The sequence below is a fragment of the Fibrobacter sp. UWB10 genome, from assembly GCF_900182935.1.
Taxonomy (GTDB): Bacteria; Fibrobacterota; Fibrobacteria; order Fibrobacterales; family Fibrobacteraceae; genus Fibrobacter; species Fibrobacter succinogenes_O.
In genome coordinates this window covers 1,035,610-1,059,586 of record NZ_FXUE01000001.1, presented here as the reverse complement: position 1 = coordinate 1,059,586, position 23,977 = coordinate 1,035,610, and the positions used below count along the sequence as shown (strand labels likewise).

The window sequence follows — 23,977 nt, the reverse complement described above, 5'->3', positions numbered from 1 at the left end:
TTCATGTCCAGATCCCTTAAGAAAGGTGCTTTCGTGGATTCCCACGTTTTGAGCAAAGCCCAGGCGATGGCCGGTTCCGACAAGAAACAGGCTATCAAGACCTGGTCCCGTCGTTCCACCATCATTCCTGATATGGTCGGACTTACGTTCTCCGTCTATAACGGCAAGCAGTTCATCCCCGTTTACGTGACCGAAAACATGGTCGGCCACAAGCTGGGTGAATTCTCCATGACCCGCACTTTCCGCGGTCACCGTAAGACTGAAACCGCTGCTGGAGGAAAGAAATAATGCAAGCTGTTGCTAAAGTGAAAAACGTCCGTTACGGCGTTCGCAAGCTCCGTCGCGTTGTCGACCTGGTTCGCGGCAAGTCCGTTGCAGAAGCATTCGCAATGCTTTCTATTCTCCACACGCAGACCAAGGGTGCTCCGCTGGTCGAAAATGCTCTGAAGTCCGCTGTTGCTAACTTCAAGCAGAAGGCCGCTGGTGCCGTTGCCGCCGAAGAACTGGTCGTCAAGACCATCACTGCCGACGGTGGTACCATCATGAAGCGTATCCACCCGCGTTCCCAGGGCCGTGCTTTCCGTATCGAAAAGCCGCTCTCTCACATCACAGTCGTTGTGGCCAACAAGGAGTAATTAAAATGGGTCAGAAAACTCATCCGAATGGTCTTCGTCTTGGCGTTATCCGCGGCTGGGAATCCAAGTGGTATGCCGAAGACAAGTTTGCCGATCTTCTTTATGAAGACATCGTGCTCCGTCGCTACTTGATGAAGCGTTTTGAACATGCCTCCCTTTCCAAGGTCGGCATCGAACGCACCGTCAAGAAGGTGAACGTGAACCTCTTTACCGCCCGTCCGGGTATCGTGATTGGCCGTAAGGGCGAAGAATTGGAAAAGCTCAAGGGCGAACTCCAGTTCCTCACCGGTAAAGAAATCTATATTAACGTCCAGGAAATCAAGCGCCCGGAAACGGATGCCAAGCTGGTTGCCGAAAACATCGCTCGTCAGCTCGAAAAGCGTATTTCCTTCCGTCGTGCCATGAAGCGCGCTATCCAGTCCGCTATGCGCATGGGCGTTGAAGGTATCAAGGTGCAGTGCGGTGGCCGCCTCGGTGGTGCCGAAATTGCCCGCGTCGAAAAGTATGCTGAAGGCCGCGTGCCTCTGCACACTCTCCGCGCCGACATCGATTACGCGACTGCCATTGCTAAGACCGTTTATGGTTCCATCGGTATCAAGGTGTGGATCATGCACGGCGAAAAGATTGGCAAGGACGTCATGAACGATAACAAGAGAGAGAAGTAATTATGCTGAGTCCTAAAAGAACATTACATCGTAAGCAGATGAAAGGCCGCATGAAGGGCATTGCCTCCCGCGGCAACTCCATCGCCTTCGGCGAATTCGGCATTCAGGCTCTTGAAAAGTGCTGGCTGACTGCTCGTCAGATTGAAGCCGCTCGTATCGCCATGACCCGTAAGATCAAGCGCGGTGGCCGCGTCTGGATCCGCGTGTTCCCCGATAAGCCGATTACCCGTCACCCGGCAGAAGCTCGTATGGGTAAGGGTAAGGGCGCCGTCGAATTCTGGGCAGCCGTTATCCTCCCGGGTCGCATCATTTTCGAAATGGGTGGTGTTGAACGTGAACTGGCCATGGAAGCTCTCCATGTCGCAGCACAGAAGCTCCCCCTCAAGTGCAAAATCATCGAAGAATCGGAGATCTAATGAAGGCACGTGAATTAAAGGAACTGGGCGTTGACCAGCTCAAGGAAAAACTGGCTCAGTTGAATCTCGATTTGTTCAATTACCGTATGGCTGCTAAGCTCGGTAACTTGGAAAAACCCTCTTCGATCCGCAATACCCGCAAGGATATCGCTAGGGTCAAGACCATCCTCACCGAAAAGGCCAAGGCATAAGCCGGGCAGGAGCAGGAAATGGATAGAAACCTTCGTAAGGTAAGACAGGGTGTCGTCAGCTCTGACAAGATGGACAAAACCATCACCGTCGTAGTTGAAAACCGTAAGCGTCACCCGGTGTACAACAAGATCATGACCACCACCAAGAAGCTCAAGGCTCACGATGAAAACAACGAAGCCGGTGAAGGTGACTTGGTTGAAATCATGGAAACTCGTCCGCTCTCCGCGACGAAGCGCTGGCGCCTCGTTCGCGTTGTAGCTAAGAAGAAATAATCGTTTTGGAGTAAGGCGAATATGATTCAAGAAGAAACCAGACTCGTCGTGGCCGATAACAGTGGAGCCAAGGAAGTCGCCTGCATCCGCGTTTTGGGTGGCACCAACCGTCGCTATGCCAGCATCGGTGATGTCATCAAGGTTGCCGTCAAAGACGCAATCCCCCAGAGCAAGGTGAAGAAGGGTTCCGTAGCTGACGCCGTCGTCGTGCGCACTCGCAAAGAAATTGCCCGTCCGGATGGCACGTTCATCCGTTTCTCGGACAACGCCGTGGTTCTCATCAACAAGGATGGCGAACCTCGTGGAACCCGTATTTTTGGACCGGTGGCTCGTGAGCTCCGCGACAAGAAATACATGAAGATCATCTCCCTCGCACCTGAGGTTCTCTAATGGCAAACATCAAGAAGAATGATAACGTCAAGGTGATTTCCGGTGCCAACAAGGGCAAGACCGGCACCGTGATTAGTGTCAAGGACGGTAAGGTGACCGTTTCGGGCGTGAACGTCCGCAAGCGTCATGAAAAGCCGTCTCAGACCAATCAGACTGGTGGCATCATCGAAAAGGAACTGCCGATCGACATTTCCAACGTGATGCTCCTCGAAGGCAACACTCCTGTCCGTACCCGTATCGTGCGCGAAGCCGGCAAGAAGGCTTCCCGCGTGAGCGTCAAGTCCGGCAAGGCTATCTAGAGGTAACACATGAACCAGATGAAGCAATTTTATCTCGAAAAAGTAGTTCCGGCCTTGCAGCAGAAGTTTGCTTACAAGAACGTGATGGAAATTCCCCGCCTCCAGAAGATCGTGCTCAACATGGGTGTCGGCGCTGCCGCCTCTAACCGCAAGATCCTGGATGAAGCCGTTGACACCCTGACCGCTATTACCGGTCAGAAGGCCGTCGTCACCAACGCCAAGAAGGCTATCGCTCAGTTCCATCTGCGCGAAGGCATCGGCATCGGTGCTAAGGTCACCCTGCACGGCGACAACATGTGGGACTTCCTCTTCCGTTTCATCAACATCGACCTCCCGCGTGTCCGTGACTTCCGTGGTCTCGCACGTCGTGGCTTTGATGGCATGGGTAACTTTACCCTCGGCATCAAGGAACAGACGATCTTTGTTGAAATCGACATTGACAAGATTTCTCGTACCTTCGGTATGGACATCTCCTTCGTGACCTCTGCAAAGACGGACGAAGAAGGCCGCGCCCTGCTCGAAGAACTTGGACTCCCCTTCAGGAAGTAAGGTAATACCATGGCAAGCACAAGAATGATTGAAAAATGCAAGCGCACCCCGAAGTATACCGTTCGTGGGTACAACCGCTGCAAGCGTTGCGGTAGGCCGCACGCCTTTATGCGCCGCTTTGGCCTTTGCCGTATTTGCTTCCGCGAAATGGCACTCGCCGGCGAAATCCCCGGTATCACAAAGTCGTCTTGGTAAGGAGAGTATACTCATGGCAATGACAGATCCTATCGCCGATATGCTCACCCGTATCCGCAATGCCGCTTCGGCAAAGCTCCCCGTGGTGGACATTCCTGCCAGCAACTTGAAGCGTGAAATCGCTCGCGTGTTGCAGGAAAAAGGTTTCATTAAAAAGTTCGTCGTCGTCGAAGACGGTAAGCAGGGCGTTTTGAAGGTCCTCCTCCGTTACACGAAGGGCGAATCCGCTATCCAGGGCATCCAGCGCATTTCTTCGCCGGGTCTCCGTCACTACGTTGACGCCGCAAAGCTTCCGCGCGTTCGCAATGGCCTTGGCTATGCTATCATCTCCACATCTAAAGGCGTGATGACCGACCACGAAGCCCGCAAGGAAAACGTGGGTGGTGAAGTCATCGCAAAGGTATGGTAAAGATGTCCCGTATCGGTAAAGCTATTATCAATATCCCGGCCGGCGTGAAAGTCGCCGTCAATGGTCAGAACATCAAGGTTGAAGGTCCTCTCGGCAAGCTCGAGACTGACGTTCATGAACTGATTGCAATCAAGCTCGAAGGCAACCAGCTTTCCTTCTCTCGTCCTGACGATCAGAAGTTCACCCGTGCCATCCACGGCACCACTCGCGCTCTCGTTGCCAACATGGTCGAAGGCGTGACCAAGGGTTTCCAGAAGACGCTCGAAATCGTCGGCGTTGGTTACCGTGTCGAACAGAAGGGCAAGGACCTCAACTTGGTTCTCGGCTTCTCTCACCCGGTTATCTTCAAGGCCCCGGAAGGCGTTGAACTCAAGGCTGTTGACCCGCTGAAGATCTCCATCAAGGGCATCGATAAGCAGAAGGTCGGCCAAGCTGCGGCAGAAATCCGCAAGTACCGCAAGCCTGAACCGTATAAGGGCAAGGGCATCAAGTACGAAGGCGAAATTGTCCGTCGTAAGCAAGGTAAGAAGACAGGTAAATAAGGGTAAACTATGACTGCAATTGCTAAGAAAAGAATCCAGTCCAGAATCGCACGCCACGAACGCGTACGCAAGTCTGTTGTCGGAACTGCAGAATGCCCTCGTTTGGCTGTTCGCCGTTCCTTGTCCCACATGGTAGCCCAGATTATCGACGACGAAAACAACAAGTCTCTCGTTCAGCTCACCACCACTGCTAAGGAATTCCAGGCAAAGTTCGGTGAAATGACGAAGTCGGAACAGAGCAAGCAGCTCGGTATCCAGATTGCTGAAGTCGCTAAGTCCAAGGGCATTGAATCCGTGGTCTTTGACCGCGGCGGTTACATCTATCACGGTCGCGTTCAGGCTCTCGCTGAGGGAGCTCGTGAAGGCGGACTCAAATTCTAGTGAGGTACACTTTGGAACGCGAAGCTCAAGTTTCTGAATTTGAAGACAAGGTTGTACACATCAACCGTTGCGCTAAGACCGTCAAGGGCGGTCGCCGTATGTCCTTCTCCGCTCTCGTTGTCGTTGGCAACAAGAACGGCAAGGTCGGTGTTGGTCTCGGTAAGGCTAAGGAAGTTTCCGAAGCTATCCGTAAGGGTACCGAAGCCGCCCAGCGTAACATCGTTGAAGTGCAGCTCCTCGACGGCACCATTCCCCACGACATCGAAGTCAAGAGCGGCGCAACCCGCATCCTCTTGATGCCGGCTGCCCCGGGTACTGGTGTTATCGCCGGTGCCGCTGCCCGTGCCGTTCTCGAACTGGCCGGTGTGCGCAACATCCTCACCAAGATTCACGGTTCTTCCAACCCGAGCACTGTCGTGAGCGCCTGCCTCGAAGGTCTCTTGGCTCAGAAGAACAAACAGGACTGCGCCGCTCTCCGCGGTGCCAATGCCTAAGGAGTAATACACGATGAAGAAAGTTCGTATTACTTTGATTAAGGGTACTGTCCGCCGTCTCCCGATGCACCGCGCTAACGTGGCTGCTCTCGGCCTCCGCAAGATCGGACAGTCTGTTGAACACGTTTTGACCCCCAGCATCCAGGGCATGATCAATGCCGTGGCTGACATGGTGAAGGTCGAGGAGATCTAAGATGGAACTCAATACTCTCAATCCTGGCAAGGCTGCCAAGGGCAAGAGCCGCAAGCGCATTGGTCGCGGTCCGGGTTCCGGTTGGGGCACCACCGCTGGCCGTGGCCAGAAGGGTGCCGGCGCTCGTAAGAGTGCACAGGCCGGTCGCGTCGCCTTCGAAGGCGGCCAGATGCCGATCCACCGTCGCATCCCGAAGCGTGGCTTCAAGTCTCACTTCGCCAAGGACACGCAGATCGTTAACCTCAAGAAGCTCGCTTCTTGCAGCGTGACGGACTTCGACGCCCAGGCAATGTTTGACCAGGGTTTCATCAAGAACATCGAACTGCCTATCAAGGTCCTCGCTTTTGGTACCATCGACAAGGCAATCAATGTAAAGGTTAACGCCATCAGCGAAAAGGCTAAGGCCATGATCGAAGCTGCTGGCGGCAAAGTCGAGATCGTCTAATGGAAGCTCTCAAGAAAGCCCTTGATGCGTTCGCTAATGCGTTTAAGATTGAAGACCTGCGTAAAAAGCTTCTTTTTACGCTTGGTGTTCTGATTATCTATCGCCTTGGCGCACACATCACTATCCCCGGAGTGAATTCTGCCGTTCTGGCGGAGTTCTTCCGTAACTCGAATAATTTGTTCGGTCTGTATGACTCCTTTACGGGCGGTGCATTCGCTAAGGCGACCATCTTTGCCCTGGGTATCATGCCGTACATCAGCGCGAGCATTATCATCCAGTTGATGGGCTCCGTGATTCCCGCTATCCAGATGCTTCAGAAGGAAGGTCAGGAAGGGCGCGCCAGGCTGAACCAATATACCCGTTACTTTACGGTAGCTCTCGCTGCCTTGCAGGGATGGGGCATTTCTGTGTGGCTTTCGTCCCTTAAGGTGACAACCGCTACCGGTGCCGGAGTGTCTGTCTTGGCTGATGACTTCTCCTCTGGTGCCGGAAACATCGGTTTCCGTTTACTAGCTACCCTGACCTTCACCGCCGGTACGATCTTCGTGATGTACCTGGGCGAGCAGATTACCTCGCACGGTGTGGGTAACGGTATTTCTCTTATCATCTTCGCCGGTATCGTCGGCGGCCTTCCGCGGGCTGCCCTTGCAGAAATTGAAATGTTTAAGGAAGATATCCAGCCTCTCGCCATCGAGATCTTTATTCTCGCTGTCGTGATCCTGATTATCGGCTTTATCGTATTCGTCGAGCAAGCGAACCGTCGCATTCCACTCCAAAGTCCTCGCAGGACTGTAGGTTCCAAGGTCGTGGGCGGCCAGTCCAGCTATCTGCCTTTCAAGGTGAATACCGCTGGCGTGATCCCCGTGATCTTTGCAAGCTGCATCATGTTCATTCCGGCCATGATCGCTTCCTGGTTCCCGAACGTTTCTGCGATGCAGTCCTTTGCGGCTGCGTTCATCCCGGGTCACATTACCTATAGTGTGATCTTCGCTCTCCTGATTATATTCTTCACCTACTTCTACACGGCAATCCAGTACAACCCTAACGACATTGCCGAAAACCTCAAGAGAAGTGGTGGATTTATTCCGGGAATCCGTCCGGGTAACGAAACTGCAAAGTACATAGACCACGTTCTCACGAGAATTTCTTTGCCTGGATCGCTTTTCCTCGCTTTAATCAGTGTTGGTCCGCTCCATCTCAAAGACGCACTCAATATGAGTTTCTATATTGGGGGCACCTCGGTACTTATCGTGGTCGGTGTGGCGCTGGATACGCTCCGTCAACTCGAAGCCCAGTTGCATACCAAGAATTATGAAGGTTTCCTCAAGCATGGCCGCATTCGCGGCAGGATGGCGTCTTAGTGGCTAAAGAAGAAGGAATACAAGTAGAAGGTGTTGTGTTGGAAGCACTTCCCAACGCCTTCTTCCGTGTCCAACTCGGAAATGGCCACGAGATTCTCGCTCATGTTTCTGGAAAAATGCGTCGGCATTTCATTAGAATTTTGCCGGACGACAAAGTGTTGGTAGAGATTTCTCCCTACGATCTTAATCGTGGGCGAATCACATACCGTTACAAGTAATAGGTATTTTCAAAGAAAGGTCAAACCTATGAAAATCAAAGCCTCCATCAAACCCAGATGTGAAAACTGCAAGATCATCCGCCGTAAGGGTGTATTGCGCATCATCTGTTCGAAGAACCCCCGTCACAAGCAGAAGCAGGGATAAGGAGATCGTATGGCACGTATCGCTGGTGTCGATTTACCGAAAAACAAGACTGTTGAATACGGTCTGACGGCAATCTATGGTGTCGGTCTGTTCACCGCTAATAAGGTCTGTGCTCAGCTGGGCATCGACAAGAACAAGAAGTGTGACGACCTGACTGAAGAAGAACAAGGTAAGATTCGTCATCTCCTCGAAGACGAATACTCTGTGGAAGGTCAGCTCCGCGCAGAAATCACCTTGAACATTAAGCGTCTGCAGGATATTGGCTGCTATCGCGGCATCCGCCACCGCAAGGGTCTCCCTGTTCGCGGTCAGCGCTCCCGTACCAATGCCCGCACTCGTAAGGGCCCCAAGAAGACTGTGGCTAACAAGAAGAAGTAAGGAGATTCATCGTGGCTGAAGAAGAAATTAAGGAAACTGCTGCCGCTGCCGAAGCTCCGGTCGCTGCTGCTACAGAAGAAAAGGTCAAGAAGGGCAAGAAGCGTATTGACATCCAGGGCATCGCCTGCGTGTTCGCTTCCTTCAACAATACAATCGTTTCTATCACCGATGCTCGCGGCAACGTGGTCGCTTGGGGCTCTCCGGGTAACTCCGGTTTCAAGGGCTCTCGCAAGAGCACTCCGTTTGCTGCCCAGCTCGCCGCTGAAGTCGCTGCCCACAAGGCTTTCGACCTCGGTATGCGCAAGGTAGATGTCCGCGTCAAGGGCGCAGGTGGCGGTCGTGAATCCGCTGTCCGTGCTATCAAGAATGCGGGCCTCGAAGTTCTCTCTATTCGAGACGTGACGGGCGTTCCGCACAATGGTTGCCGTCCTAAAAAGAAGAGAAGAGTCTAATTAAAAGAGGTATCGCCAATGATGTGGAAATCACTTCAGATGCCGCGCAGCTTCCAGAAAGTGGAAACCGGCGAAGATGGTCGCTACGCCAAGTTTGTCGTAGAGGCTTTGGAACGTGGCTGGGGTATTACCCTCGGTAACGCCCTCCGTCGCTCGCTCCTTTCCTCTCTGCAGGGTGCGGCTATTGTCTCCGTGAAAATTGAAGGCGTCGATAAGGAATTTTCGACGATTCCGGGTGTGAAGGAAGATGTCACTGACATTATCCTGAATCTCAAGAGCATCCGCGTGAAGCTCCTGTCTGACCACGACGAAACGCTCCGCTTGGACATGTCCGGCGAAGGCGAAGTCACGGCCAAGGACTTCATGGACAATCCGAATGTCGCCATCTTGACTCCGGACGTCCATATCGCTACTTTGAACGGTAACGCATCGCTCTCCCTGGAAGTGAAGATTTCCAGCGGTCGCGGCTACGTCACTGCCGACGAATTGAAGGACAAGGACGCTCCGATTGGCGTGATCGCCATGGACGCCAACTTCAACCCGGTGCAGAAAGTCGCGATGCACATCAGCGATACCCGCGTTGGCCAGAAGACGGACTACAACCGTCTGGAACTGGAAATCACGACTGACGGTTCCATTGATCCGGAAGACGCTCTTGCATACGCTGCAAAGCTCCTCATGGACCACTTGGAAATCTTCATCAACTTCGAAGGCGATCTCGAAAGCCCCGAAGAACTTGAAATGGATGAAGAACGTCAGCGTATCGCCCAGCTCCTGCGCACCCGCGTGGACGATCTGGAACTCTCCGTTCGCTCCAGCAACTGCCTCCGTATGGCTAACATCCATACCGTTGGCGAACTTGTGCGCAACAAGGAAAACGATATGCTTAAATACAAGAACTTCGGTCGGAAGTCCTTGGTGGAACTTAACGAGGTATTGACCTCCATGGGCCTCTCTTTTGGCATGGACGTCGATGACTACTTGAAGGATTAAACATGAGACACGGTGTAAAAAACAAGAAATTGGGCGTTAACGCTCAGCACAAGCGTGCCATCCTCCGCGCTCTTACCACTTCTATTCTTGAGAAGGGCATGGAAGCCGAGCAGAGCAACCGCTACGTGCGCACTACTCTCCACAAGGCTAAGCTCGTCCGCAGCTGCGTGGATCGCATGATCACTTATGCAAAGAAGGGTGACCTTTCTGCACGTCGTGAAGCTTCTCGCTTCGTGATGAGCCCGAAGGCTGTGCAGGACCTGTTCGCAACGATCGGTCCGCGCTATGCTGGCCGTAACGGCGGCTATACCCGCATCATCAAGCTCGGCCCGAACCGCGCTGGTGACGCTTCCGAAATGGCTCTTGTCGGTCTCGTCGAAGACGAAATCGTCGTGAAGGCCAAGAAGGCTAGCGAACCTGCCAAGTCCGAAGCTGTGAGCATGGTCGAAGGCGAAAGCAAGGCATAATTGATCTTTGTGCAAAAGATTAAAGCAGGGTTCCGATGAGAATCGGGCCCTGTTTTTTTGTAGTTGGGCATTGGCGGCTTAGATAAAAAATCCAAGCTACAATTAGCTCACAATTTGAATCTTCTGTCGTTATTTTTGTATTTTATAGAAACATGCGTAACTTTATACTATTCATAGCTTTACTTTGCGTTACCCTTTTTGCTGATGATGCGGTTAAGGCATCGTTATTTTCGCAGAATACCGGTATTGTTTCGCGTAGCAATATTGCCTTGCAGCCGGCAACTGCCGAATCTGCGGTTGATTCTAGCTATGTGCTGGGTCCTGGTGATTTTTTGGACTTGATGCTTGAAGAAAACTACTTGTCGGTGCAGGTGTCTCCTGATGGAATGATTGCTATCGAGGAATGCGGTGCCGTTACAGTGGGTGGTCATACGCTTGCCGAAGCACGTGAAATGATTTTGGACCTTGTGTCTAAGCGCTACAAGCGTGAATATTGTTTTGTCCAACTTGTCGCATTGAAAAAGTTCAAGGTGAATGCCTTGGGTGCCGTGATGCAGGTTGGCCAGCACATGGTCGATGCGCAAACCCGTTTGAGTTATTTTATCCGCTTGATCGGTGGAATTCTTCCGAATGCCAATACCGAAGATGTGATGGTGATTCGCGGCAAGGATACGTTGCATGTGAACTATACGGCCATGTCTTCGCAGGGTATGTTCGATGACGATATCATGCTCGAACAGGGTGACAAGATTTATGTTCCCTTTGTTGAGATGGGCGACAATATTGCATTGATTTTCCCGGGATACAGAACGAGTGTGGCTTACGAAGAAGGCCGTACTGTGCAGGATTACTTTGACCTTGCTGGTGGCGCTCGCATGCATAACTTTGGCTACAAGACGGTGTGCATTCGCGAACCGGGCGTGCCGCCGCGCTGGATTGCCCTTTCTGAAATGAAGCAGACGAAGGTCGCTCCTAATGCCGAGGTTGAATTCTCGGTGCAGGAAATGTATGTGTATGTGGGTGGCGCCGTCGCAATGATTGGCCGTTACCCTTACGATCCGATGTGGCATGCCTTGGACTACGCGGCTGCTGCGGGTATCAACACCATTACGGGTACGTGGAGACAGATTAAGGTGTGGCGTGGCAAAAAGCCCGAACCGCTTTACTTGAGCGTGACCGAAGACCAGATTTTGCCGGGGGATTATATCGAAGTTCCTAAGAGTCACTACGAATCCTTCAAGGATTTCACGTTGTTCCTTGCATCGCTTTTGACGGTGATTTCTTCGGCATTCATTATTTACGTGAACTACAAGTAATATGGCTTCAGAAACGCAACATGATATGACTTTATTGGAAGGCCTGTTGAAGGTTGTCAACAGCTGTCTTTCTCACAAGCGCTTGTTTGTGCTTACGATTTTTGTTCCGGTATTGGTGGCTTTTATTATGGTCATGTGGGTCATCAAGCCGACATATTCGGCCGAAGCGATTGTGACGCCACCTGCCAGTGGTGGCGGCCTTTCTGGCAGTCTTGGTAAGCTCTTGGAAGGTACCAGCGGCTTGTCGTCTTTTTCGTCGCTTATGGGCAACAAGGACGAAGGCATCAATATCGTTTGGACTTATTTCAATTCTTGGGAATTGCATAACAAGGTTATTGAAAAATTCCATCTGGCCGAACACTACGAGTTCGATGGAAAATTCCATGCGGATTTGCTCAAGCAGTTCCGAAGGAATTTCTCGCTGGAACAAAACGATGAAGACATGTTCTATATCGTTTTCGTAGACGAAGATTACAAGCTTGCCTCGCAGGTGCTTACGTTCATGCTGGATCAAGTGGACTCGATGTACAACAACTTCAAGACGACTCAGGCTCGTCAGTCCCGTACCTACATGAATCAGCGTCTGGCCGAAGTTGAACACAGAATCGATTCTCTGGAAAGTGAATTTGTGAACTTCCAAGAGACCAATCATATCTACGATCCTAATGTTCAGACCGAAGGTACGATGAAGTACTTGTCTGGATTGCAGGTGGACCGCGATGCGATTTACATGGCCCTTTCGAAGGAACGTAAAGAGCATGGTGAAAACACAAGGCAGTTCCAGGATCTCCAGAATCGCTTGAAGGATATCGATATTGCAAAGCACCAGACACTGGGCGGCAGGCACAGCAACATTGGTGTGGTCGCATTGAACAAGGTGCCGAAACTTTCGGCCGAGTATGCGAGAATGGAAAAGGAACTGAAGTTGCAGGCCGTAATCTATACGCTTTTGAAACAGGAAAGCGAACGCCTGTATATTGAAGAAAGCAACTTGATGTCCAATTTGATTGTGTTGCAGCCGCCTTGGGAAAACGACAAGAAGATTAAGCCCTTGAGAGGCGTGACGCTGATATTTGTATTCTCTATTAGCTTTATTGTCGCAGTATTCCTTTGCTGCTTCTTGGAATTTTGCCGCGGTGTGAATCCGGAATCTTCCTTGGGCGTGGAAATGAAGAAGTTTTCCCGGAAAGTGAGATTTAAATCGTAATCCACAAGGTTGCCGGTGGAAGACTATTTAGTTTCGATTGCGTGTGCGTCTATTGCGCTGCTCTGCATTCTCTATGTAGGGATACTCAAGAGGGATCTCTTTCATCCGACCGTTTTCTATGTCTTTTGTCAATCGATGACCTTGGGGATTGCTTACCTCAAGATTAGTCGTGCCATGACTGATTTTACCGCGGTAACGTGGTTTGTCTGGCTTGGCGCCCTTGTTGCCTTTATTTTAGGGTCAACGGTCTACTACATTGTAAGCCCCGAGAGGCATAAGATAGAACGGTCGCGCTTGCAAGAAATTTCTGCCACGTATAACTGGAAACTGCATTTTGCGATATCGATTTTGCTCACGATTTTATTCGTGATGGGTGCGCTTCTTGTGGCGCGAGCCATTGGCGGTTTTTACTTGTTTAGCATTGGCAAGAAAACGCTTGAAGCAAATACTGAAACTTCTGTATTTGCCAACGTTTCGTATGCAAGTTCGCCGATTGTGGTTGTTGCGCTCATGGTGGCATCTTTCAAGTCGATTAACCCTTATAAATGGATTCGCATTCTTTCGTTTATTATGGCTGTCGGTGTAATTACGCTTTCGGTTTGCGTTTACCCGGGCCGTAACTCGCTGTTTTTGTGCTTGGGTTCTAGCTTCATTCTTTTCAACTATTTGAAAAAGAAGATTCCCGTGAAAGCGGTTGTAACGGTCCTGTTGCTTGCGGTGTCGTCGTTTGTGGTGGTGGGCATGATGCGTTCACAGTATGCCGACGATTCACTCGAAGGCATGGGCTTGGAATACATGATGAAATTGCCCTATGACTACGTAGCGAACAACTACTGGAATTTGGACTATGCTATCAATCCACCGTCTGATAGGGAAATTCACCCATATACGTATGGCCTGGATATGGCGGGTGTCTTTATTGAATATTCCGGCATTCCGGCTTCGTTCAGAAAATCGTACGGCTGGGACGATATGTTCAATAGCCGCATTCAAAAAGTGTATGGCTATAATACGGTGAGCTACTTGTGGGAAGTCTATAAAAACTTCGGCATGGCAGGCTGTATCTTTTTCCCGTTTGCGGTATCGTTCTTGATGTCGTTCTTGTACGAAAGAATGTGCAGCCGTTGCACGCCGCAGATGTTCATGCTGATGTCGTTTTCGATTTACTATGTCGGCTGGAGTTTCTTTGCGGCCGGCTTCAAGTTTGCCCACGTGTGGCTGTGGGTCTATATCGCTGTCATGATGGGACTGATTTGCAAGAAACGCCTACTGGCGAGAGAGCCCGAGCTTAGCCAGAATTAGTGACTTGCAAGACTTGCGTTCGTTGGAATCGAGCCCGAGAATCCATGTCGCGGCTGTGACCGCAAGAACTGAAATTGCCGAAAGAACGAAGAACCTGACAACGCCTTGAACAGGAATGTTCGAGGCGGCAATCGATATGGCGCCTGCCGAAATAGAGACGGCGATAATCGGGGCCATGACTTTTTTCAGATAGCGCTTGAAGGGCAATTGGATTTTGTCTTGCATGTAGACGGCGCGCCAAAAGAGAACGACCAGGTTCACGGCAAAGCGCACAATGAAAACGTACACCGGTGAATAGTGGAAGTATAGCACCAGAATGCAGAGCGGAATGTTGAGTGCTGTAATTGCGGTTTCAATCAGGTAGTAGTTGCGGACTTTGCCTGTAGCGAGAATGGACATCCATTGGGGCCCGGCAATCGAATCGGTCAAGACAAAGAGAATCATCCACTTGACAAATTCGGGCGCGTATTCGGGAACTTCGACAAGCCAAATCTTGAAGATGAATTCGGTATTGAGAATCAGGGGGATTGATACGAGCAGCATCAGGAAATACGAAAACTTGGAAACCCTGATGACGAGCGTGGAAAGCGAATCGAATTCACCGCACGAATATTGCTTGACAATTTGCGGATTGCTTGCGGTCTGGAAACTTGCGACAAGCTGGTTGGTTGCTTCAGCCACTCGGTTGGCAATACCCATGGCGGCGTTCAAGGTGACGCCGTGGAAAATGTTCAAGATGAAGTTGATGCCCTGCGACTTGCAGATGGCCGTGACGCCACCGAAAGTGCACCAGCCGGAGAACGATACCATTTCTTTGAGGAGCGCCTTGTCGCGTTCCAATTTATAGGTACAGTGTTCCTTGAAGTGGCGCCTGCTGTAAAAGGCATACGAGGCCTGCACCGTCATGGCGACGGCGAATGCGAGGGCGGCGTAGGCGGTAAGTTTATCGGAATCGATGACAACAAGCAGGTAGACGATAATCAAGCGAAGGATGGCGTTCACGATACTGATGCCTGCGATAAAGGACATTTTTTCGTGAGCAATAATCAGGGCGTTATAGGGAATGAAGACGATTCCAAGAAGTGTGCTGCCGACTGAGAATTGGTAGACGATATTGGCGGCCGTCATTCGCCCTTCGGGAATATTCAAGTGATAGTTCAAGAAATAGAGCCCGACCGTTTCGGCGAGCAGCAAAAGCACGAGAGAAATTCCGATGTGGATATTCAGCGCGGTCGAAAATACTTTAGATACCTTGGCGCTGTCATTTTGCCCGAGTGTAAAATTCAGGTAGCGCTGCGTGGCAAGTGTCATCGAGGCAATCAGGAACGAAAACGATGCGGTAATGCTTCCGACAATTTCAAAAATACCAAAGTCCGAAATACCCAGGTACTTCAACACGATTCTCGAGGTGTACAGGGACACCACAAGCGTGAACGCCATGCGTATATAAAGAAACAGGGTATTCTTCGCGATACGTTTGTTTACTTGTGACGGCATAGAATTTTTCTTTGCAGCGAAAGCTTGACCTTGAATAGGTATAGGACTGAGAACAGTTTATGCTTGCAGAGGAAGAACTTGAAACGGTCTCTTTGCGTGAAAGCGTCCTGATTATAATTTTCGAGGGCCCTTTGGGTTGCATCGAGGTTTATAAATTCAAGGAAGTTCTTGCGCGACTCAAAGAACGATTCCTTGTTTTGCGGATTCAAGTAATATTGAATGAGCGATGCATATACGATTCGCGACATATCCGTGTATAGCCACGAAAGGTAGCGGGTTCTGTCGATACCGTAAATATCGCAGAGGGGGAGCTCGCCAATGAGTTTTTCGCTGTTGGCTACAAGGGCGCCGAAATCTTTGCGGAGCGCCTGCGACAGAGAGCCTTCGGATTCGCGGTAATGGTAGAATGGCCTAGACAGATACGAAAGTCTCGGGCGCTTGCATAAGGCGTTTAAGAAGAACAATCTATCTTCGCCGAGCGAGATTCCCTTGCGGAAAATCAGATTATTGCTTTTCAGGAAATCGCTGCGGTAGAACTTGCAGCATACTCCGATGATAATGCCACAATGCAGGGGATTTGTTTGGACTGCGTTCTTGATGAGTTCGGCAAGGTTGTCGTTTTCAAAAAGTTTGATGTCGCTGTCGAATGCCTTGAATGCTTGGCATGAATTTTCGGTGTCGCGATAGTTTTCAAATATCGTGATATCGGATTTTTGCGTGCTCGCGAAATTATAGAGTGATTCTAGAGCGTCTGTGTCGAACCAATCGTCGGAATCGAGGAATACGGTGTATTCGCCAGTGGCTTTTTGAATGCCCAGGTTGCGGGCTTCGGAAACGCCTTTGTGGTCTTGCTGCAAAAACTTGATTCGCGAATCGGCGCTTGCGTATTGCTTTGCGAGCCTCACACAGGGAGCGTCGCTACCTTGTTCCGGGGTGGAGCCGTCATCGATAACGATGATTTCGATATCCTTGAGTGTCTGGCCTACAAGACTTTCAATACACTTCCTGAAAAAGGAATCGCACGTATTGTAGGCGGGAACAATGACACTGACTTTAGGCATAGCGAAATTTCTATTATATTTATAGAAGCAATTTACAAAAATAAACCCCTAGAAAGATTGACGATGACTGAAAACAAAAGGAATTATGGCATTGATTTATTGCGCATTGTTTCGATGCAGATGATCGTCATGCTCCATGTGCTGGGGGCCGGCGGCATTTTAGGACATGCTCCCTATGGCTCGCCGAATTACTATGCGGCGTGGGGACTTGAAAACCTGATTCTTTGTGCGGTCAACTGTTATGCACTGATTTCGGGTTACGTGGGAATCTATTCGACTTTTAAGCTTAAAAATATTGTGGCGCTCTGGTTCCAGGTGGAATTCTATTCTTTGGGCATTGCGCTGTTGTTGTATTTCTTGTGCCCGGGTGTATTCGGTGTTGGCGATATTTTAAAGTCGGGGCTTCCGGTTCTTTTTGAGCGGTATTGGTATTTCTCGGCGTATTTCCTGATGTTCTTCTTTATGCCGTTTATGCAGCGCTTTGTGCTTGGCGTTTCTAAAGAGACTGTTGTGAAGTTCCTTGCGATTGTGTTTGTGCTGCTTTCGATTTTGCCGACACTTGTCGATAGTGATGTTTTCTATACGATGAACGGTTATAGCGCCTTGTGGCTAATCGTGATGTATATTCTCGGGGCGGCGATTCGCCATCATGGGTTGTTGCAGAATAGGTGCGCCCGCTTTTACGTGGCCGTTTTTGGCGGTGCAATTGCGTGCAACTGGATTGTGAAATTTGGACTTGCTTATTTGTCGGTCCGCTTGACAGGTGCCGAAAACGCGCATACCAATGTGCTGCTGGAATATACTTCGCCGACGATTATTGTAGCTTCGGTAATGCTTTTGATTTTGTTCTCTCGAATCAACTTGGGCAAGGTCGCTTTGACTCTTGTGAAGTTCCTCTCGCCGCTTGCTTTTGGTGTGTACCTGATACACATGCAGCCGATGCTTTGGACCTTGTTTGGTGAAGCTCCTTTTGCCTACTTGGTAGAACTCCCGCTTTATAAGGCGGCGCCTTGGTTTGTAGCGATTGTTGTATCGGTCTACTTGGGCTGTTCTCTTTTGGAATGGGTTCGCAGGCTGCTGTTCAAGCTGCTGCATGTATCGGCGCTTGAAATCTGGATTTCGGAAAAAGCCTATTCCTTATGGAATCGCTTGCTTGCACGCTTGTAGATTGAGCTTGCGAGGGGGAGCGTTATAACGCAGGCGATTGTGTAGAGCGCGACCTTTAATTCTGGGGATGCCTCGGGCCATATTCTTTTAACGACAATTGAGGCGCATACTATTACGAGCCAGTGCAACACGTAATAGGTCATGGAATCTTTGCCGATAACTTGCAGTCTTATTTTTTCGACCAGGCGGATTCTCGCGATATGGTCGAGAATAACGATGCCTGCAAGAGATGCCGGGAGCCATAGGAGATAGGTGCCGCTAAAGATTTTGTGGAGGTGCATGTCGACTTGAGGAAAGTCAACAGCATAAACGGCGATGAATGTCACGATGGCGGCAATCAGGATTGGAAACTTGAATTGCTTGTCTTTTAAGAAATGGGCTGCTGCAAGGAAAAATAGGCCTGCAAATACATTCCCGAAATAATGGGGCAAGTTTAGGGAAACTTGCATAAGGACGCATGCTACAACAAGTCCGATAATGGCGATGATGTAGTCGGGCAGTTTTTTAAAGAGAATGTTGAAAATAATTCTTGCAAAAAAGAGGCTGAACAGGAACCAAAGCGGCGGGTTGCTTTCAAGGGCGCCTCCCATAAGTAGGGCGTGCAGGTTATCTCGAATGAATCCGGCGGTTGTAAAGCCTTCGTGGCTCATTTTGGCAGCATATTCGAGGCATGCACCGCAGAGTGAAAATAGCACGAAGGGAATTAGGAGTCTTTTTGCCGACGCCTTGATTTCGACAAGGGTGGGCTTTTCGCGAAAGAACATTCCGGCTTTAAAGAAAAACCAGGGCATCATGAAAAATATCAGGCTGCACCAAAAAGAGTACAGGGTTTGTTGCCCTTGCCATAGTCCCGCATGTTGCGTGATGTGGCCGAATACCATATGGATAATCAGAAAACCGCAAGCGATATCGGGATAGAGCTGTCTTTTGGTCGGTGTGATTTCCATAACTTAAAATTAGCATCTTTCTTTTACAAAATCGCCCTTCCTAACGATAAATAAGGTAAATGGGGATATCGGGAAATGAAAAATTTTGTATCTTTGGGTGCAAAATCGCGAGAGTGGCGGAATTGGCAGACGCACCAGACTTAGGATCTGGCACTTCGGTGTGAGGGTTCGACTCCCTCCTCTCGCATGTTTTTCAATACTTTTTAACCGACTCTCGGAGTTCATATGAGCGTAGAAATCAAAGAAACAAGCGCAACCGTGCGCACCCTCGAAATCACCATCCCGCAGGCAGACCTCACTGCTCCCTTCGAAAAGAAACTGGGTCAATACAAGAAGCAGGTCTCCATGAAGGGTTTCCGCCAGGGCATGGTGCCGAAGGCAATGATCCTGAAGCAGTTCGGCGGCGCAATCCGTCAGGAAGCTGTGGATGAAGTCGTGAACAAGCTCGTTCAGGAAGCGCTCAAGAACGCAAATATTATCCCCGTTGGCCAGATGAAGGTCGTTGAATTCAACGACGACAAGGAAAAAGACATCGCACTGAAGGTCGAAGTCGAAATGGATCCGGAAATCGACATCAAGGGCTATGCTGACACGGGTATCACCGTTCCGGAAACCGCCGTTCATGAAGAAGAAGTCCAGGCCGAATATGACCGCTTGATTCAGATGTGGAGCAAGGACGAACATGTGGACCGCGCTGCCAAGAAGGGCGACGTGGTTGTCGGCAACTACATCGAAGTCGTGATCGACGGCGAAAAGCAGGAACTCCCGGAAAACAAGGAATTCCGTTCTCTCCTCGGCGAATCTGCCTCTCCGGGATTCGACGAAGGCCTCACGGGTGCTTCTGCTGGCGAAACCAAGGAAATCAACTTCAAGTATCCGGATGACCACAAGGACGAACGCTATCGCGGCAAGACCGCCCAGTTCAAGGTCGAAGTCACCGACGTGCGCGAAATTGTTCCGCCGACCATGGACGAAGAATTCTGCAAGCAGATTGGCGTGAAGGATGTCGAAGACCTGAAGAACAACCTCGCCGAAGGCCTCGCTAACCAGAAGCAGGACAGCGCCAAGAACAAGGCTATCAACGAAGCTATCGACAAGATCATCGAAGCTAACCCGTTCGAAGTGCCGAAGGCCCGCGTTTATGACCTCATCAAGTGGACGCTGAACCGCAATGCCCAGAGCGAAAAGGACGTGGTGGAACCGACCGAAGAACAGCTGAACGGCCTTACTCCGGAAGCAATCCGCGAAATCAAGAAGCACCGCATTCTCGACTTCATCGCTACCAAGGAAAAGATCAAGCCGGCACAGGCTGACGTCGATGCTCGCCTGAAGCAGATGGCTGACGCTTACCACGTGGACTTCGAAACCCTCAAGGGCCACTTCCGTCAGTCCGGCCGTATCAACCAGCTCCGCGACGAACTCCGTGTTCAGATGGCTGCCGACTTCATCGTTGGTATCCGCCCGGCTGCTGAAGAAAACAAGTAAGAGGTATACTGAATGATCATCCCTACCGTCATTGAGACCACCGGACGCGGTGAACGCGCCTACGATATCTATTCCCGTCTCCTTAAGGAACGTATTATCTTCTTGGGCACTCCGATTAACGACGAAGTGGCGAACAACGTCATGGCCCAGTTGATTTTCCTTGAATACGAGAATCCGGAAAAGGATATCACGCTGTACATCAACAGCCCGGGTGGTTACGTGTCGGCAGGGCTTGCCATTTATGACACCATGCAGCATGTTCGCCCGAACATTGCGACCATCTGCATTGGTAACTGCGCTTCGATGGCTGCAGTGTTGCTTGCGGCAGGTACCAAGGGCAAGCGTTACGCGCTCCCGCACTCCCGCATCATGCTTCACCAGCCGTCTGGCGCTGCTACCGGTCAGTCGACCGACATCCAGATTACCGCAAAAGAAATCGTGCGCACCAAGGAAACCTTGGCCGAAATCGTTGCCAAGCATACCGGCAAGTCGATTGACGAAGTCCGCGAAAAGACCGACCGCGATTTCTATATGGGCCCCGAAGAAGCAAAGGCCTTCGGTGTCATCGATGAAATTTTTGTTCCGCGTAAAGAGGGCATTTAATGTATCGTAGCGGGAAAAATCACCCGACGGTTACGTGTAGTTTTTGCGGCAAGCCCGCAGAACGCGTCGAGAAGATGATTACGGGCGCAGGCGTACAGATTTGTAGCGACTGCGTTGCGATGTGTCACCGCATTATCGAAGAAGACCGCGTGCGCGCCAAGCAGGAATCTGCTGCTGCCGAAGCTTCTTCGAAACCGCTCCCGCTCCCGACCGAAATCAAGGCGCACCTGGACGAATACGTGATTGGCCAGGATCAGGCGAAGACCGCCCTTTCTGTGGCGGTGTACAACCACTACAAGCGCCTGCGCTACAAGCAGGCTCACCCCGATGCGCAAGAAGTCGAAAAATCGAACTTGCTGTTGGTGGGTCCGACTGGTTCGGGTAAGACGCTCTTGGCTCAGACCATGGCGCGTTTCTTGGATGTGCCCTTTACTATTGCCGATGCGACCGTGCTGACTGAAGCTGGTTATGTGGGCGAAGATGTGGACAGCATTATCGTGCGCCTGTTGCAGGCTGCCGATTACGATGTGGCCCGCGCCGAACGCGGTATTATCTTTATCGATGAAATTGATAAAATTGCCCGTAAGACTGCCAACCCCTCTATTACTCGCGACGTAAGTGGCGAAGGCGTGCAGCAGGGTCTTTTGAAGCTTTTGGAAGGTACGGTTGCTGCAGTTCCGCCGAAGGGTGGCCGTAAGCATCCGGAACAGCCGCTGGTGCAGGTGAATACCAAGAACATCTTGTTCATTTGCGGTGGCGCCTTCGAAACGCTGGACAAGATTATTTCTCGCCGCGTGAATACGGGTGGCATGGGCTTTGGCGCCGACATCCGTAGCGCCGAAGAAAACTCGCTCAGCGAACTCTTCAAGCTCTTGGAACCCGATGACCTGATTCAGTTCGGTTTGATTCCTGAAATCGTGGGCCGCTTGCCTGTGGCTGTCGCCCTCGAAGAACTCGATGAGGCTGCGCTCCTGAATATTCTGACCCAGCCGAAGAATGCCCTTGTGAAACAGTACAAGAGCTTGTTCGAAATGGACGGAATCGAGCTCAAGTTCGAAGACGACGCTCTCAAGGAAATTGTTCGCGAAACCATGGTCCGCAAGACAGGTGCCCGCGGGCTCCGCTCCGTAATGGAAAAGACTTTGCAGAAGGCCATGTTTGAAATGCCGGGTTCTGGCAACAAGGAATTCGTGGTGACCGCTGAAATCGTGAAGAACGGTCTCAAGGCTCCCGAAAAAAAGTCTGCGGACAAGACTGTTGCTCTTAATGCTGGTGCCGAAACGGCAAAGAAAAGTCGCAAAAAGGCATCTTAGTTAATTGTAAAATAAATTTTTGAGAACATTTTATGAATGGCGAATTTGAATAAAATTCGCCATTTCTTTATTTATTGCCATAAAAATAAGGATAAAAATACATTTTTGCTTATCTGGACCTATTGACTTTAGTCGTTTTTGAATATAAATTTTGAGAAGAAATTTGAGAACATTTTCGAGCGTGGTGGCTTGAAATGACAAAATAAGGGATGGATGATATGGTTAAAACACAGAAAAACTGGTCTAGAACTCTTGCCGTAGGCGCAGCATTGGGCGCAGCCCTCGCAACTTCCGCGATTGCGGCCACGTCACCTGATTTTCCGCTGACGGGCTGGGCGACCCAAAACGGCAGCACCACTGGCGGAGCCAATTACGGCACAGTCACCGTTGACAACGTCAGCGATCTTAAAAGCTACGCCAAAGCGGGCAACAAAACAATCTACATCAAGCCTGGTACTTATGCAGGTACCGTGGAAGTCGGTAGCAACGTTACCCTTTACGGCTATCCTGGAGTCACAATCACTCAGCCGTCCAAAGGAAGCGGTATCAAGATTTCCGGCTCCAAGAACGTGATTGTTCGAAACATTTCTGTGCAAGGTGTTGGTGCGGTCGATGAAGATGATGAAGACTGCTTACAAATAAATCATGAAGCAAAAAACATTTGGATTGACCATGTTCATGTCTACGACGGGCACGATGGTAACATGGACATTGTAAACCAGTCTGATTATATTACAGTCTCGTGGAGCAAGTTCACCTATACGTCCAAATCCAAGAACCATCAATTTTCCAATCTTTTCGGCAATAGTGATTCAAAAACTGCAGATGCTAACGCCTTGAAGATTACCGTGCACCATAACTGGTGGGGCGATGGTGTAAAGGAACGTATGCCCCGCGTGAGATTTGGCCAGGTTCATGTGGTTAACAACCTCTACACAAGCTCTGCCGCAAGCTATTGCGTTCGTGCCGGCATGAAGGCAAACATCCGTGTCGAAAGCAATGTGTTCATTGGTGTAAAAAATCCTTTGGATTACAACAATCAGTCCAAAGAAGATGCCAAAGTTTCGATGATTAACAACTATTACGAAAAGACCTCCGGCAACACAACAGGCCAAGGAACTGCGTTCACGCCGCCATACCAAATGAGCGTTACCGATGTGAGTAATCAGGCAAAAGCTTACGCGCTCCGTGATTCCATCCAGGCTTACGCTGGCCCAACGCTCCCGGCTCCGGGTAGCTCGCAGGTGACTCCGGTTTCTTCTTCTAGCGTAGTGGTGTCGAGTTCTTCGCAGGCAAAGTCCAGCAGCAGTGTTGTGCCTGCATCGAGTTCTTCTGCCAAGTCCAGCTCGTCGCAGACGCCTGTCGCGGGCGAGGCTAGCCTCACCAAGCACGGCTCGGGCAGCGCAAATCAGGAAGTGGCCCAAGGTGCCTCTATCGTGGAATTCTACTACACGATTGAAGGCGCAACAGGTGCCACCGTAACGGGCCTTCCGCAGGGTGTGACGGGTACGCTCAAGGGTCTTGACTACTACATTTCGGGCACGGTCGCTTCTACAGCTGCACCGGGCGCATATAAATTCACCGTGACGACGACGGGCGCTTCCAAGAATGCATCCAAGAGCGGATCGATTACCGTGACGGGCGCCGGCAATACTGAGCCGAAGTCTAGCAGCAGCGTGGCCTCTAGCTCTAGCGAAACAGTCGCCTCCAGTTCCTCGCAGACTGCAGAACTTTCTTCGAGCAGCGAGACTTCGACTGGCTTTGTGGCTGTGACTGCCGCTCGCATTAACCTTTCTGTCTCGGGCCGCGACTTGCTGATTCAAGGCGCAAACGCAAAGCCTGTTACAGTGTTCGATATGCAGGGACGCTTGATTCGCAAGACCATTGCGACTGGCAATCAGCTGGTAGTGCCGCTCCCCGGCGCTGGCGGCTACCTGGTGCGCGTGGGCTCCGAGAGCCACACTGTTCGAATTCGATAGTGACCTCCT

The 23,977-nt window shown here is 50.7% G+C and carries 34 protein-coding genes and 1 tRNA gene; 32 read left to right on the top strand and 3 right to left on the bottom strand.

Annotated elements, in window-relative coordinates; translation table 11 throughout:
* Positions 1-3: 3 nt before the first annotated feature.
* The 26 genes from rpsS (at position 4) to QOL41_RS04370 (ending at position 13,916) form a co-directional block, all read left to right on the top strand.
* On the top strand, positions 4-288 hold the full coding sequence (gene rpsS / locus QOL41_RS04495) for a 30S ribosomal protein S19 (RefSeq protein WP_072980626.1): 285 nt from the start codon (positions 4-6) through the stop codon (positions 286-288).
* Positions 288-635: a 50S ribosomal protein L22 gene (gene rplV / locus QOL41_RS04490; protein WP_072799941.1), complete on the top strand. Its 348-nt coding sequence runs from the start codon at positions 288-290 to the stop codon at positions 633-635. Before rpsS ends, rplV begins: the two co-directional genes overlap by 1 nt.
* A gap of 5 nt (positions 636-640) precedes the next feature.
* Positions 641-1,300, top strand: a complete 660-nt coding sequence (rpsC, locus tag QOL41_RS04485) for a 30S ribosomal protein S3 (protein WP_072799942.1) — start codon at positions 641-643, stop codon at positions 1,298-1,300.
* Between the two features lie 2 nt (positions 1,301-1,302).
* Positions 1,303-1,716: a 50S ribosomal protein L16 gene (gene rplP / locus QOL41_RS04480; RefSeq protein ID WP_072799943.1), complete on the top strand. Its 414-nt coding sequence runs from the start codon at positions 1,303-1,305 to the stop codon at positions 1,714-1,716.
* Positions 1,716-1,907: a 50S ribosomal protein L29 gene (gene rpmC / locus QOL41_RS04475; protein WP_072799944.1), complete on the top strand. Its 192-nt coding sequence runs from the start codon at positions 1,716-1,718 to the stop codon at positions 1,905-1,907. The genes rplP and rpmC overlap by 1 nt, the downstream gene beginning before the upstream one ends.
* Before the next feature lie 18 nt (positions 1,908-1,925).
* Positions 1,926-2,180, top strand: coding sequence for a 30S ribosomal protein S17 (rpsQ, locus tag QOL41_RS04470; RefSeq protein ID WP_088626646.1), 255 nt, complete (start codon positions 1,926-1,928; stop codon positions 2,178-2,180).
* 21 nt (positions 2,181-2,201) lie between these two features.
* Positions 2,202-2,570: a 50S ribosomal protein L14 gene (gene rplN / locus QOL41_RS04465; RefSeq protein ID WP_072799946.1), complete on the top strand. Its 369-nt coding sequence runs from the start codon at positions 2,202-2,204 to the stop codon at positions 2,568-2,570.
* Positions 2,570-2,869, top strand: a complete 300-nt coding sequence (gene rplX, locus QOL41_RS04460; protein WP_072980634.1) for a 50S ribosomal protein L24 — start codon at positions 2,570-2,572, stop codon at positions 2,867-2,869. Before rplN ends, rplX begins: the two co-directional genes overlap by 1 nt.
* Before the next feature lie 9 nt (positions 2,870-2,878).
* A complete protein-coding gene (gene rplE, locus QOL41_RS04455) occupies positions 2,879-3,418 on the top strand; it encodes a 50S ribosomal protein L5 (protein ID WP_073322857.1) in 540 nt (179 codons plus the stop codon).
* Positions 3,419-3,427: 9 nt separating this feature from the next.
* Entirely contained in the window at positions 3,428-3,613 is a 186-nt protein-coding gene (locus tag QOL41_RS04450) for a type Z 30S ribosomal protein S14 (protein WP_072799949.1), read from the top strand.
* Between the two features lie 13 nt (positions 3,614-3,626).
* Positions 3,627-4,022 carry a 30S ribosomal protein S8 gene (gene rpsH / locus QOL41_RS04445; RefSeq protein WP_072799950.1) on the top strand — a complete coding sequence of 132 codons (396 nt, stop codon included), beginning with the start codon at positions 3,627-3,629 and terminating at the stop codon, positions 4,020-4,022.
* A 2-nt stretch (positions 4,023-4,024) separates the two neighbouring features.
* The gene (gene rplF / locus QOL41_RS04440) at positions 4,025-4,564 is read left to right on the top strand and encodes a 50S ribosomal protein L6 (protein ID WP_072800078.1); all 540 of its coding nucleotides are present in this window, start codon (positions 4,025-4,027) and stop codon (positions 4,562-4,564) included.
* 9 nt (positions 4,565-4,573) lie between these two features.
* Positions 4,574-4,945, top strand: a complete 372-nt coding sequence (rplR, locus tag QOL41_RS04435; RefSeq protein WP_072799951.1) for a 50S ribosomal protein L18 — start codon at positions 4,574-4,576, stop codon at positions 4,943-4,945.
* An 11-nt stretch (positions 4,946-4,956) separates the two neighbouring features.
* Positions 4,957-5,439 carry a 30S ribosomal protein S5 gene (gene rpsE / locus QOL41_RS04430; protein WP_072799952.1) on the top strand — a complete coding sequence of 161 codons (483 nt, stop codon included), beginning with the start codon at positions 4,957-4,959 and terminating at the stop codon, positions 5,437-5,439.
* Positions 5,440-5,452: 13 nt separating this feature from the next.
* Positions 5,453-5,632, top strand: a complete 180-nt coding sequence (gene rpmD, locus QOL41_RS04425) for a 50S ribosomal protein L30 (RefSeq protein ID WP_072799953.1) — start codon at positions 5,453-5,455, stop codon at positions 5,630-5,632.
* Position 5,633: 1 nt separating this feature from the next.
* Entirely contained in the window at positions 5,634-6,077 is a 444-nt protein-coding gene (gene rplO, locus QOL41_RS04420) for a 50S ribosomal protein L15 (protein ID WP_072799954.1), read from the top strand.
* Positions 6,077-7,438 (top strand): preprotein translocase subunit SecY, encoded by a 1,362-nt coding sequence (secY, locus tag QOL41_RS04415; protein WP_088626648.1) that lies wholly within the window; start codon positions 6,077-6,079, stop codon positions 7,436-7,438. The genes rplO and secY overlap by 1 nt, the downstream gene beginning before the upstream one ends.
* Entirely contained in the window at positions 7,438-7,656 is a 219-nt protein-coding gene (gene infA / locus QOL41_RS04410; RefSeq protein WP_014546098.1) for a translation initiation factor IF-1, read from the top strand. Before secY ends, infA begins: the two co-directional genes overlap by 1 nt.
* Positions 7,657-7,684: 28 nt before the next feature.
* Positions 7,685-7,801 (top strand): 50S ribosomal protein L36, encoded by a 117-nt coding sequence (rpmJ, locus tag QOL41_RS04405; RefSeq protein ID WP_014546097.1) that lies wholly within the window; start codon positions 7,685-7,687, stop codon positions 7,799-7,801.
* A 9-nt stretch (positions 7,802-7,810) separates the two neighbouring features.
* Positions 7,811-8,179 (top strand): 30S ribosomal protein S13, encoded by a 369-nt coding sequence (rpsM, locus tag QOL41_RS04400; RefSeq protein WP_072799956.1) that lies wholly within the window; start codon positions 7,811-7,813, stop codon positions 8,177-8,179.
* An 11-nt stretch (positions 8,180-8,190) separates the two neighbouring features.
* Entirely contained in the window at positions 8,191-8,631 is a 441-nt protein-coding gene (gene rpsK / locus QOL41_RS04395) for a 30S ribosomal protein S11 (RefSeq protein ID WP_083564584.1), read from the top strand.
* Positions 8,632-8,649: 18 nt separating this feature from the next.
* Positions 8,650-9,624 (top strand): DNA-directed RNA polymerase subunit alpha, encoded by a 975-nt coding sequence (locus tag QOL41_RS04390; protein ID WP_072799957.1) that lies wholly within the window; start codon positions 8,650-8,652, stop codon positions 9,622-9,624.
* A 2-nt stretch (positions 9,625-9,626) separates the two neighbouring features.
* Complete coding sequence (gene rplQ / locus QOL41_RS04385; RefSeq protein ID WP_088626649.1) at positions 9,627-10,091, top strand: 50S ribosomal protein L17; 465 nt, start codon at positions 9,627-9,629, stop codon at positions 10,089-10,091.
* Positions 10,092-10,243: 152 nt separating this feature from the next.
* Positions 10,244-11,407 carry a polysaccharide biosynthesis/export family protein gene (locus tag QOL41_RS04380; RefSeq protein WP_173654692.1) on the top strand — a complete coding sequence of 388 codons (1,164 nt, stop codon included), beginning with the start codon at positions 10,244-10,246 and terminating at the stop codon, positions 11,405-11,407.
* A 1-nt stretch (position 11,408) separates the two neighbouring features.
* The gene (locus tag QOL41_RS04375; protein ID WP_173654691.1) at positions 11,409-12,614 is read left to right on the top strand and encodes a GumC domain-containing protein; all 1,206 of its coding nucleotides are present in this window, start codon (positions 11,409-11,411) and stop codon (positions 12,612-12,614) included.
* Between the two features lie 15 nt (positions 12,615-12,629).
* The gene (locus tag QOL41_RS04370) at positions 12,630-13,916 is read left to right on the top strand and encodes an O-antigen polymerase (protein WP_283428796.1); all 1,287 of its coding nucleotides are present in this window, start codon (positions 12,630-12,632) and stop codon (positions 13,914-13,916) included.
* Here the strand turns inward: QOL41_RS04370 and QOL41_RS04365 are convergent.
* A complete protein-coding gene (locus QOL41_RS04365) occupies positions 13,881-15,356 on the bottom strand; it encodes a lipopolysaccharide biosynthesis protein (protein WP_283428795.1) in 1,476 nt (491 codons plus the stop codon). The genes QOL41_RS04370 and QOL41_RS04365 overlap by 36 nt on opposite strands.
* 41 nt (positions 15,357-15,397) lie before the next feature.
* Positions 15,398-16,474, bottom strand: a complete 1,077-nt coding sequence (locus QOL41_RS04360; RefSeq protein WP_283428794.1) for a glycosyltransferase family 2 protein — start codon at positions 16,472-16,474, stop codon at positions 15,398-15,400.
* A gap of 63 nt (positions 16,475-16,537) precedes the next feature.
* On the opposite strand from QOL41_RS04360, the gene QOL41_RS04355 reads away from it, so the two are divergent.
* Positions 16,538-17,641, top strand: a complete 1,104-nt coding sequence (locus QOL41_RS04355; RefSeq protein WP_283428793.1) for an acyltransferase family protein — start codon at positions 16,538-16,540, stop codon at positions 17,639-17,641.
* Here the strand turns inward: QOL41_RS04355 and QOL41_RS04350 are convergent.
* Positions 17,605-18,522: an acyltransferase family protein gene (locus QOL41_RS04350; protein ID WP_349362390.1), complete on the bottom strand. Its 918-nt coding sequence runs from the start codon at positions 18,520-18,522 to the stop codon at positions 17,605-17,607. The genes QOL41_RS04355 and QOL41_RS04350 overlap by 37 nt on opposite strands.
* A 173-nt stretch (positions 18,523-18,695) precedes the next feature.
* On the opposite strand from QOL41_RS04350, the gene QOL41_RS04345 reads away from it, so the two are divergent.
* The 5 genes from QOL41_RS04345 to QOL41_RS04325 all read left to right on the top strand — a co-directional run bounded on the left by QOL41_RS04345 (position 18,696) and on the right by QOL41_RS04325 (position 23,968).
* Positions 18,696-18,775, top strand: a tRNA-Leu gene (locus tag QOL41_RS04345).
* A gap of 38 nt (positions 18,776-18,813) precedes the next feature.
* Positions 18,814-20,073 carry a trigger factor gene (tig, locus tag QOL41_RS04340; RefSeq protein WP_283428791.1) on the top strand — a complete coding sequence of 420 codons (1,260 nt, stop codon included), beginning with the start codon at positions 18,814-18,816 and terminating at the stop codon, positions 20,071-20,073.
* A gap of 12 nt (positions 20,074-20,085) precedes the next feature.
* Positions 20,086-20,676 carry an ATP-dependent Clp protease proteolytic subunit gene (locus tag QOL41_RS04335; RefSeq protein ID WP_072799965.1) on the top strand — a complete coding sequence of 197 codons (591 nt, stop codon included), beginning with the start codon at positions 20,086-20,088 and terminating at the stop codon, positions 20,674-20,676.
* On the top strand, positions 20,676-21,989 hold the full coding sequence (clpX, locus tag QOL41_RS04330) for an ATP-dependent Clp protease ATP-binding subunit ClpX (protein WP_283428790.1): 1,314 nt from the start codon (positions 20,676-20,678) through the stop codon (positions 21,987-21,989). Before QOL41_RS04335 ends, clpX begins: the two co-directional genes overlap by 1 nt.
* 218 nt (positions 21,990-22,207) lie before the next feature.
* Entirely contained in the window at positions 22,208-23,968 is a 1,761-nt protein-coding gene (locus tag QOL41_RS04325; protein WP_283428789.1) for a pectate lyase family protein, read from the top strand.
* Positions 23,969-23,977 lie beyond the last annotated feature (9 nt).

Bases quoted from the DNA above. Each gene is read 5' to 3' on its own strand.
- rplX (WP_072980634.1), top strand. From the start codon at position 2,570: ATGGCAAACATCAAGAAGAATGATAACGTCAAGGTGATTTCCGGTGCC.
- rpsH (WP_072799950.1), top strand. From the start codon at position 3,627: ATGGCAATGACAGATCCTATCGCCGATATGCTCACCCGTATCCGCAAT.
- rplN (WP_072799946.1), top strand. From the start codon at position 2,202: ATGATTCAAGAAGAAACCAGACTCGTCGTGGCCGATAACAGTGGAGCC.
- tig (WP_283428791.1), top strand. From the start codon at position 18,814: ATGAGCGTAGAAATCAAAGAAACAAGCGCAACCGTGCGCACCCTCGAA.
- secY (WP_088626648.1), top strand. From the start codon at position 6,077: ATGGAAGCTCTCAAGAAAGCCCTTGATGCGTTCGCTAATGCGTTTAAG.
- rplR (WP_072799951.1), top strand. From the start codon at position 4,574: ATGACTGCAATTGCTAAGAAAAGAATCCAGTCCAGAATCGCACGCCAC.
- rplP (WP_072799943.1), top strand. From the start codon at position 1,303: ATGCTGAGTCCTAAAAGAACATTACATCGTAAGCAGATGAAAGGCCGC.
- QOL41_RS04390 (WP_072799957.1), top strand. From the start codon at position 8,650: ATGATGTGGAAATCACTTCAGATGCCGCGCAGCTTCCAGAAAGTGGAA.
- rpsS (WP_072980626.1), top strand. From the start codon at position 4: ATGTCCAGATCCCTTAAGAAAGGTGCTTTCGTGGATTCCCACGTTTTG.
- rpmC (WP_072799944.1), top strand. From the start codon at position 1,716: ATGAAGGCACGTGAATTAAAGGAACTGGGCGTTGACCAGCTCAAGGAA.
- rpmJ (WP_014546097.1), top strand. From the start codon at position 7,685: ATGAAAATCAAAGCCTCCATCAAACCCAGATGTGAAAACTGCAAGATC.
- rplO (WP_072799954.1), top strand. From the start codon at position 5,634: ATGGAACTCAATACTCTCAATCCTGGCAAGGCTGCCAAGGGCAAGAGC.
- clpX (WP_283428790.1), top strand. From the start codon at position 20,676: ATGTATCGTAGCGGGAAAAATCACCCGACGGTTACGTGTAGTTTTTGC.
- QOL41_RS04375 (WP_173654691.1), top strand. From the start codon at position 11,409: ATGGCTTCAGAAACGCAACATGATATGACTTTATTGGAAGGCCTGTTG.
- rpsC (WP_072799942.1), top strand. From the start codon at position 641: ATGGGTCAGAAAACTCATCCGAATGGTCTTCGTCTTGGCGTTATCCGC.
- QOL41_RS04450 (WP_072799949.1), top strand. From the start codon at position 3,428: ATGGCAAGCACAAGAATGATTGAAAAATGCAAGCGCACCCCGAAGTAT.
- QOL41_RS04380 (WP_173654692.1), top strand. From the start codon at position 10,244: ATGCGTAACTTTATACTATTCATAGCTTTACTTTGCGTTACCCTTTTT.
- QOL41_RS04365 (WP_283428795.1), bottom strand. From the start codon at position 15,356: ATGGCGTTCACGCTTGTGGTGTCCCTGTACACCTCGAGAATCGTGTTG.
- QOL41_RS04355 (WP_283428793.1), top strand. From the start codon at position 16,538: ATGACTGAAAACAAAAGGAATTATGGCATTGATTTATTGCGCATTGTT.
- rplQ (WP_088626649.1), top strand. From the start codon at position 9,627: ATGAGACACGGTGTAAAAAACAAGAAATTGGGCGTTAACGCTCAGCAC.
- rpsM (WP_072799956.1), top strand. From the start codon at position 7,811: ATGGCACGTATCGCTGGTGTCGATTTACCGAAAAACAAGACTGTTGAA.
- QOL41_RS04360 (WP_283428794.1), bottom strand. From the start codon at position 16,474: ATGCCTAAAGTCAGTGTCATTGTTCCCGCCTACAATACGTGCGATTCC.
- rpmD (WP_072799953.1), top strand. From the start codon at position 5,453: ATGAAGAAAGTTCGTATTACTTTGATTAAGGGTACTGTCCGCCGTCTC.
- QOL41_RS04325 (WP_283428789.1), top strand. From the start codon at position 22,208: ATGGTTAAAACACAGAAAAACTGGTCTAGAACTCTTGCCGTAGGCGCA.
- rplE (WP_073322857.1), top strand. From the start codon at position 2,879: ATGAACCAGATGAAGCAATTTTATCTCGAAAAAGTAGTTCCGGCCTTG.
- rplV (WP_072799941.1), top strand. From the start codon at position 288: ATGCAAGCTGTTGCTAAAGTGAAAAACGTCCGTTACGGCGTTCGCAAG.
- QOL41_RS04335 (WP_072799965.1), top strand. From the start codon at position 20,086: ATGATCATCCCTACCGTCATTGAGACCACCGGACGCGGTGAACGCGCC.
- QOL41_RS04350 (WP_349362390.1), bottom strand. From the start codon at position 18,522: ATGGTATTCGGCCACATCACGCAACATGCGGGACTATGGCAAGGGCAA.
- rpsQ (WP_088626646.1), top strand. From the start codon at position 1,926: ATGGATAGAAACCTTCGTAAGGTAAGACAGGGTGTCGTCAGCTCTGAC.
- rplF (WP_072800078.1), top strand. From the start codon at position 4,025: ATGTCCCGTATCGGTAAAGCTATTATCAATATCCCGGCCGGCGTGAAA.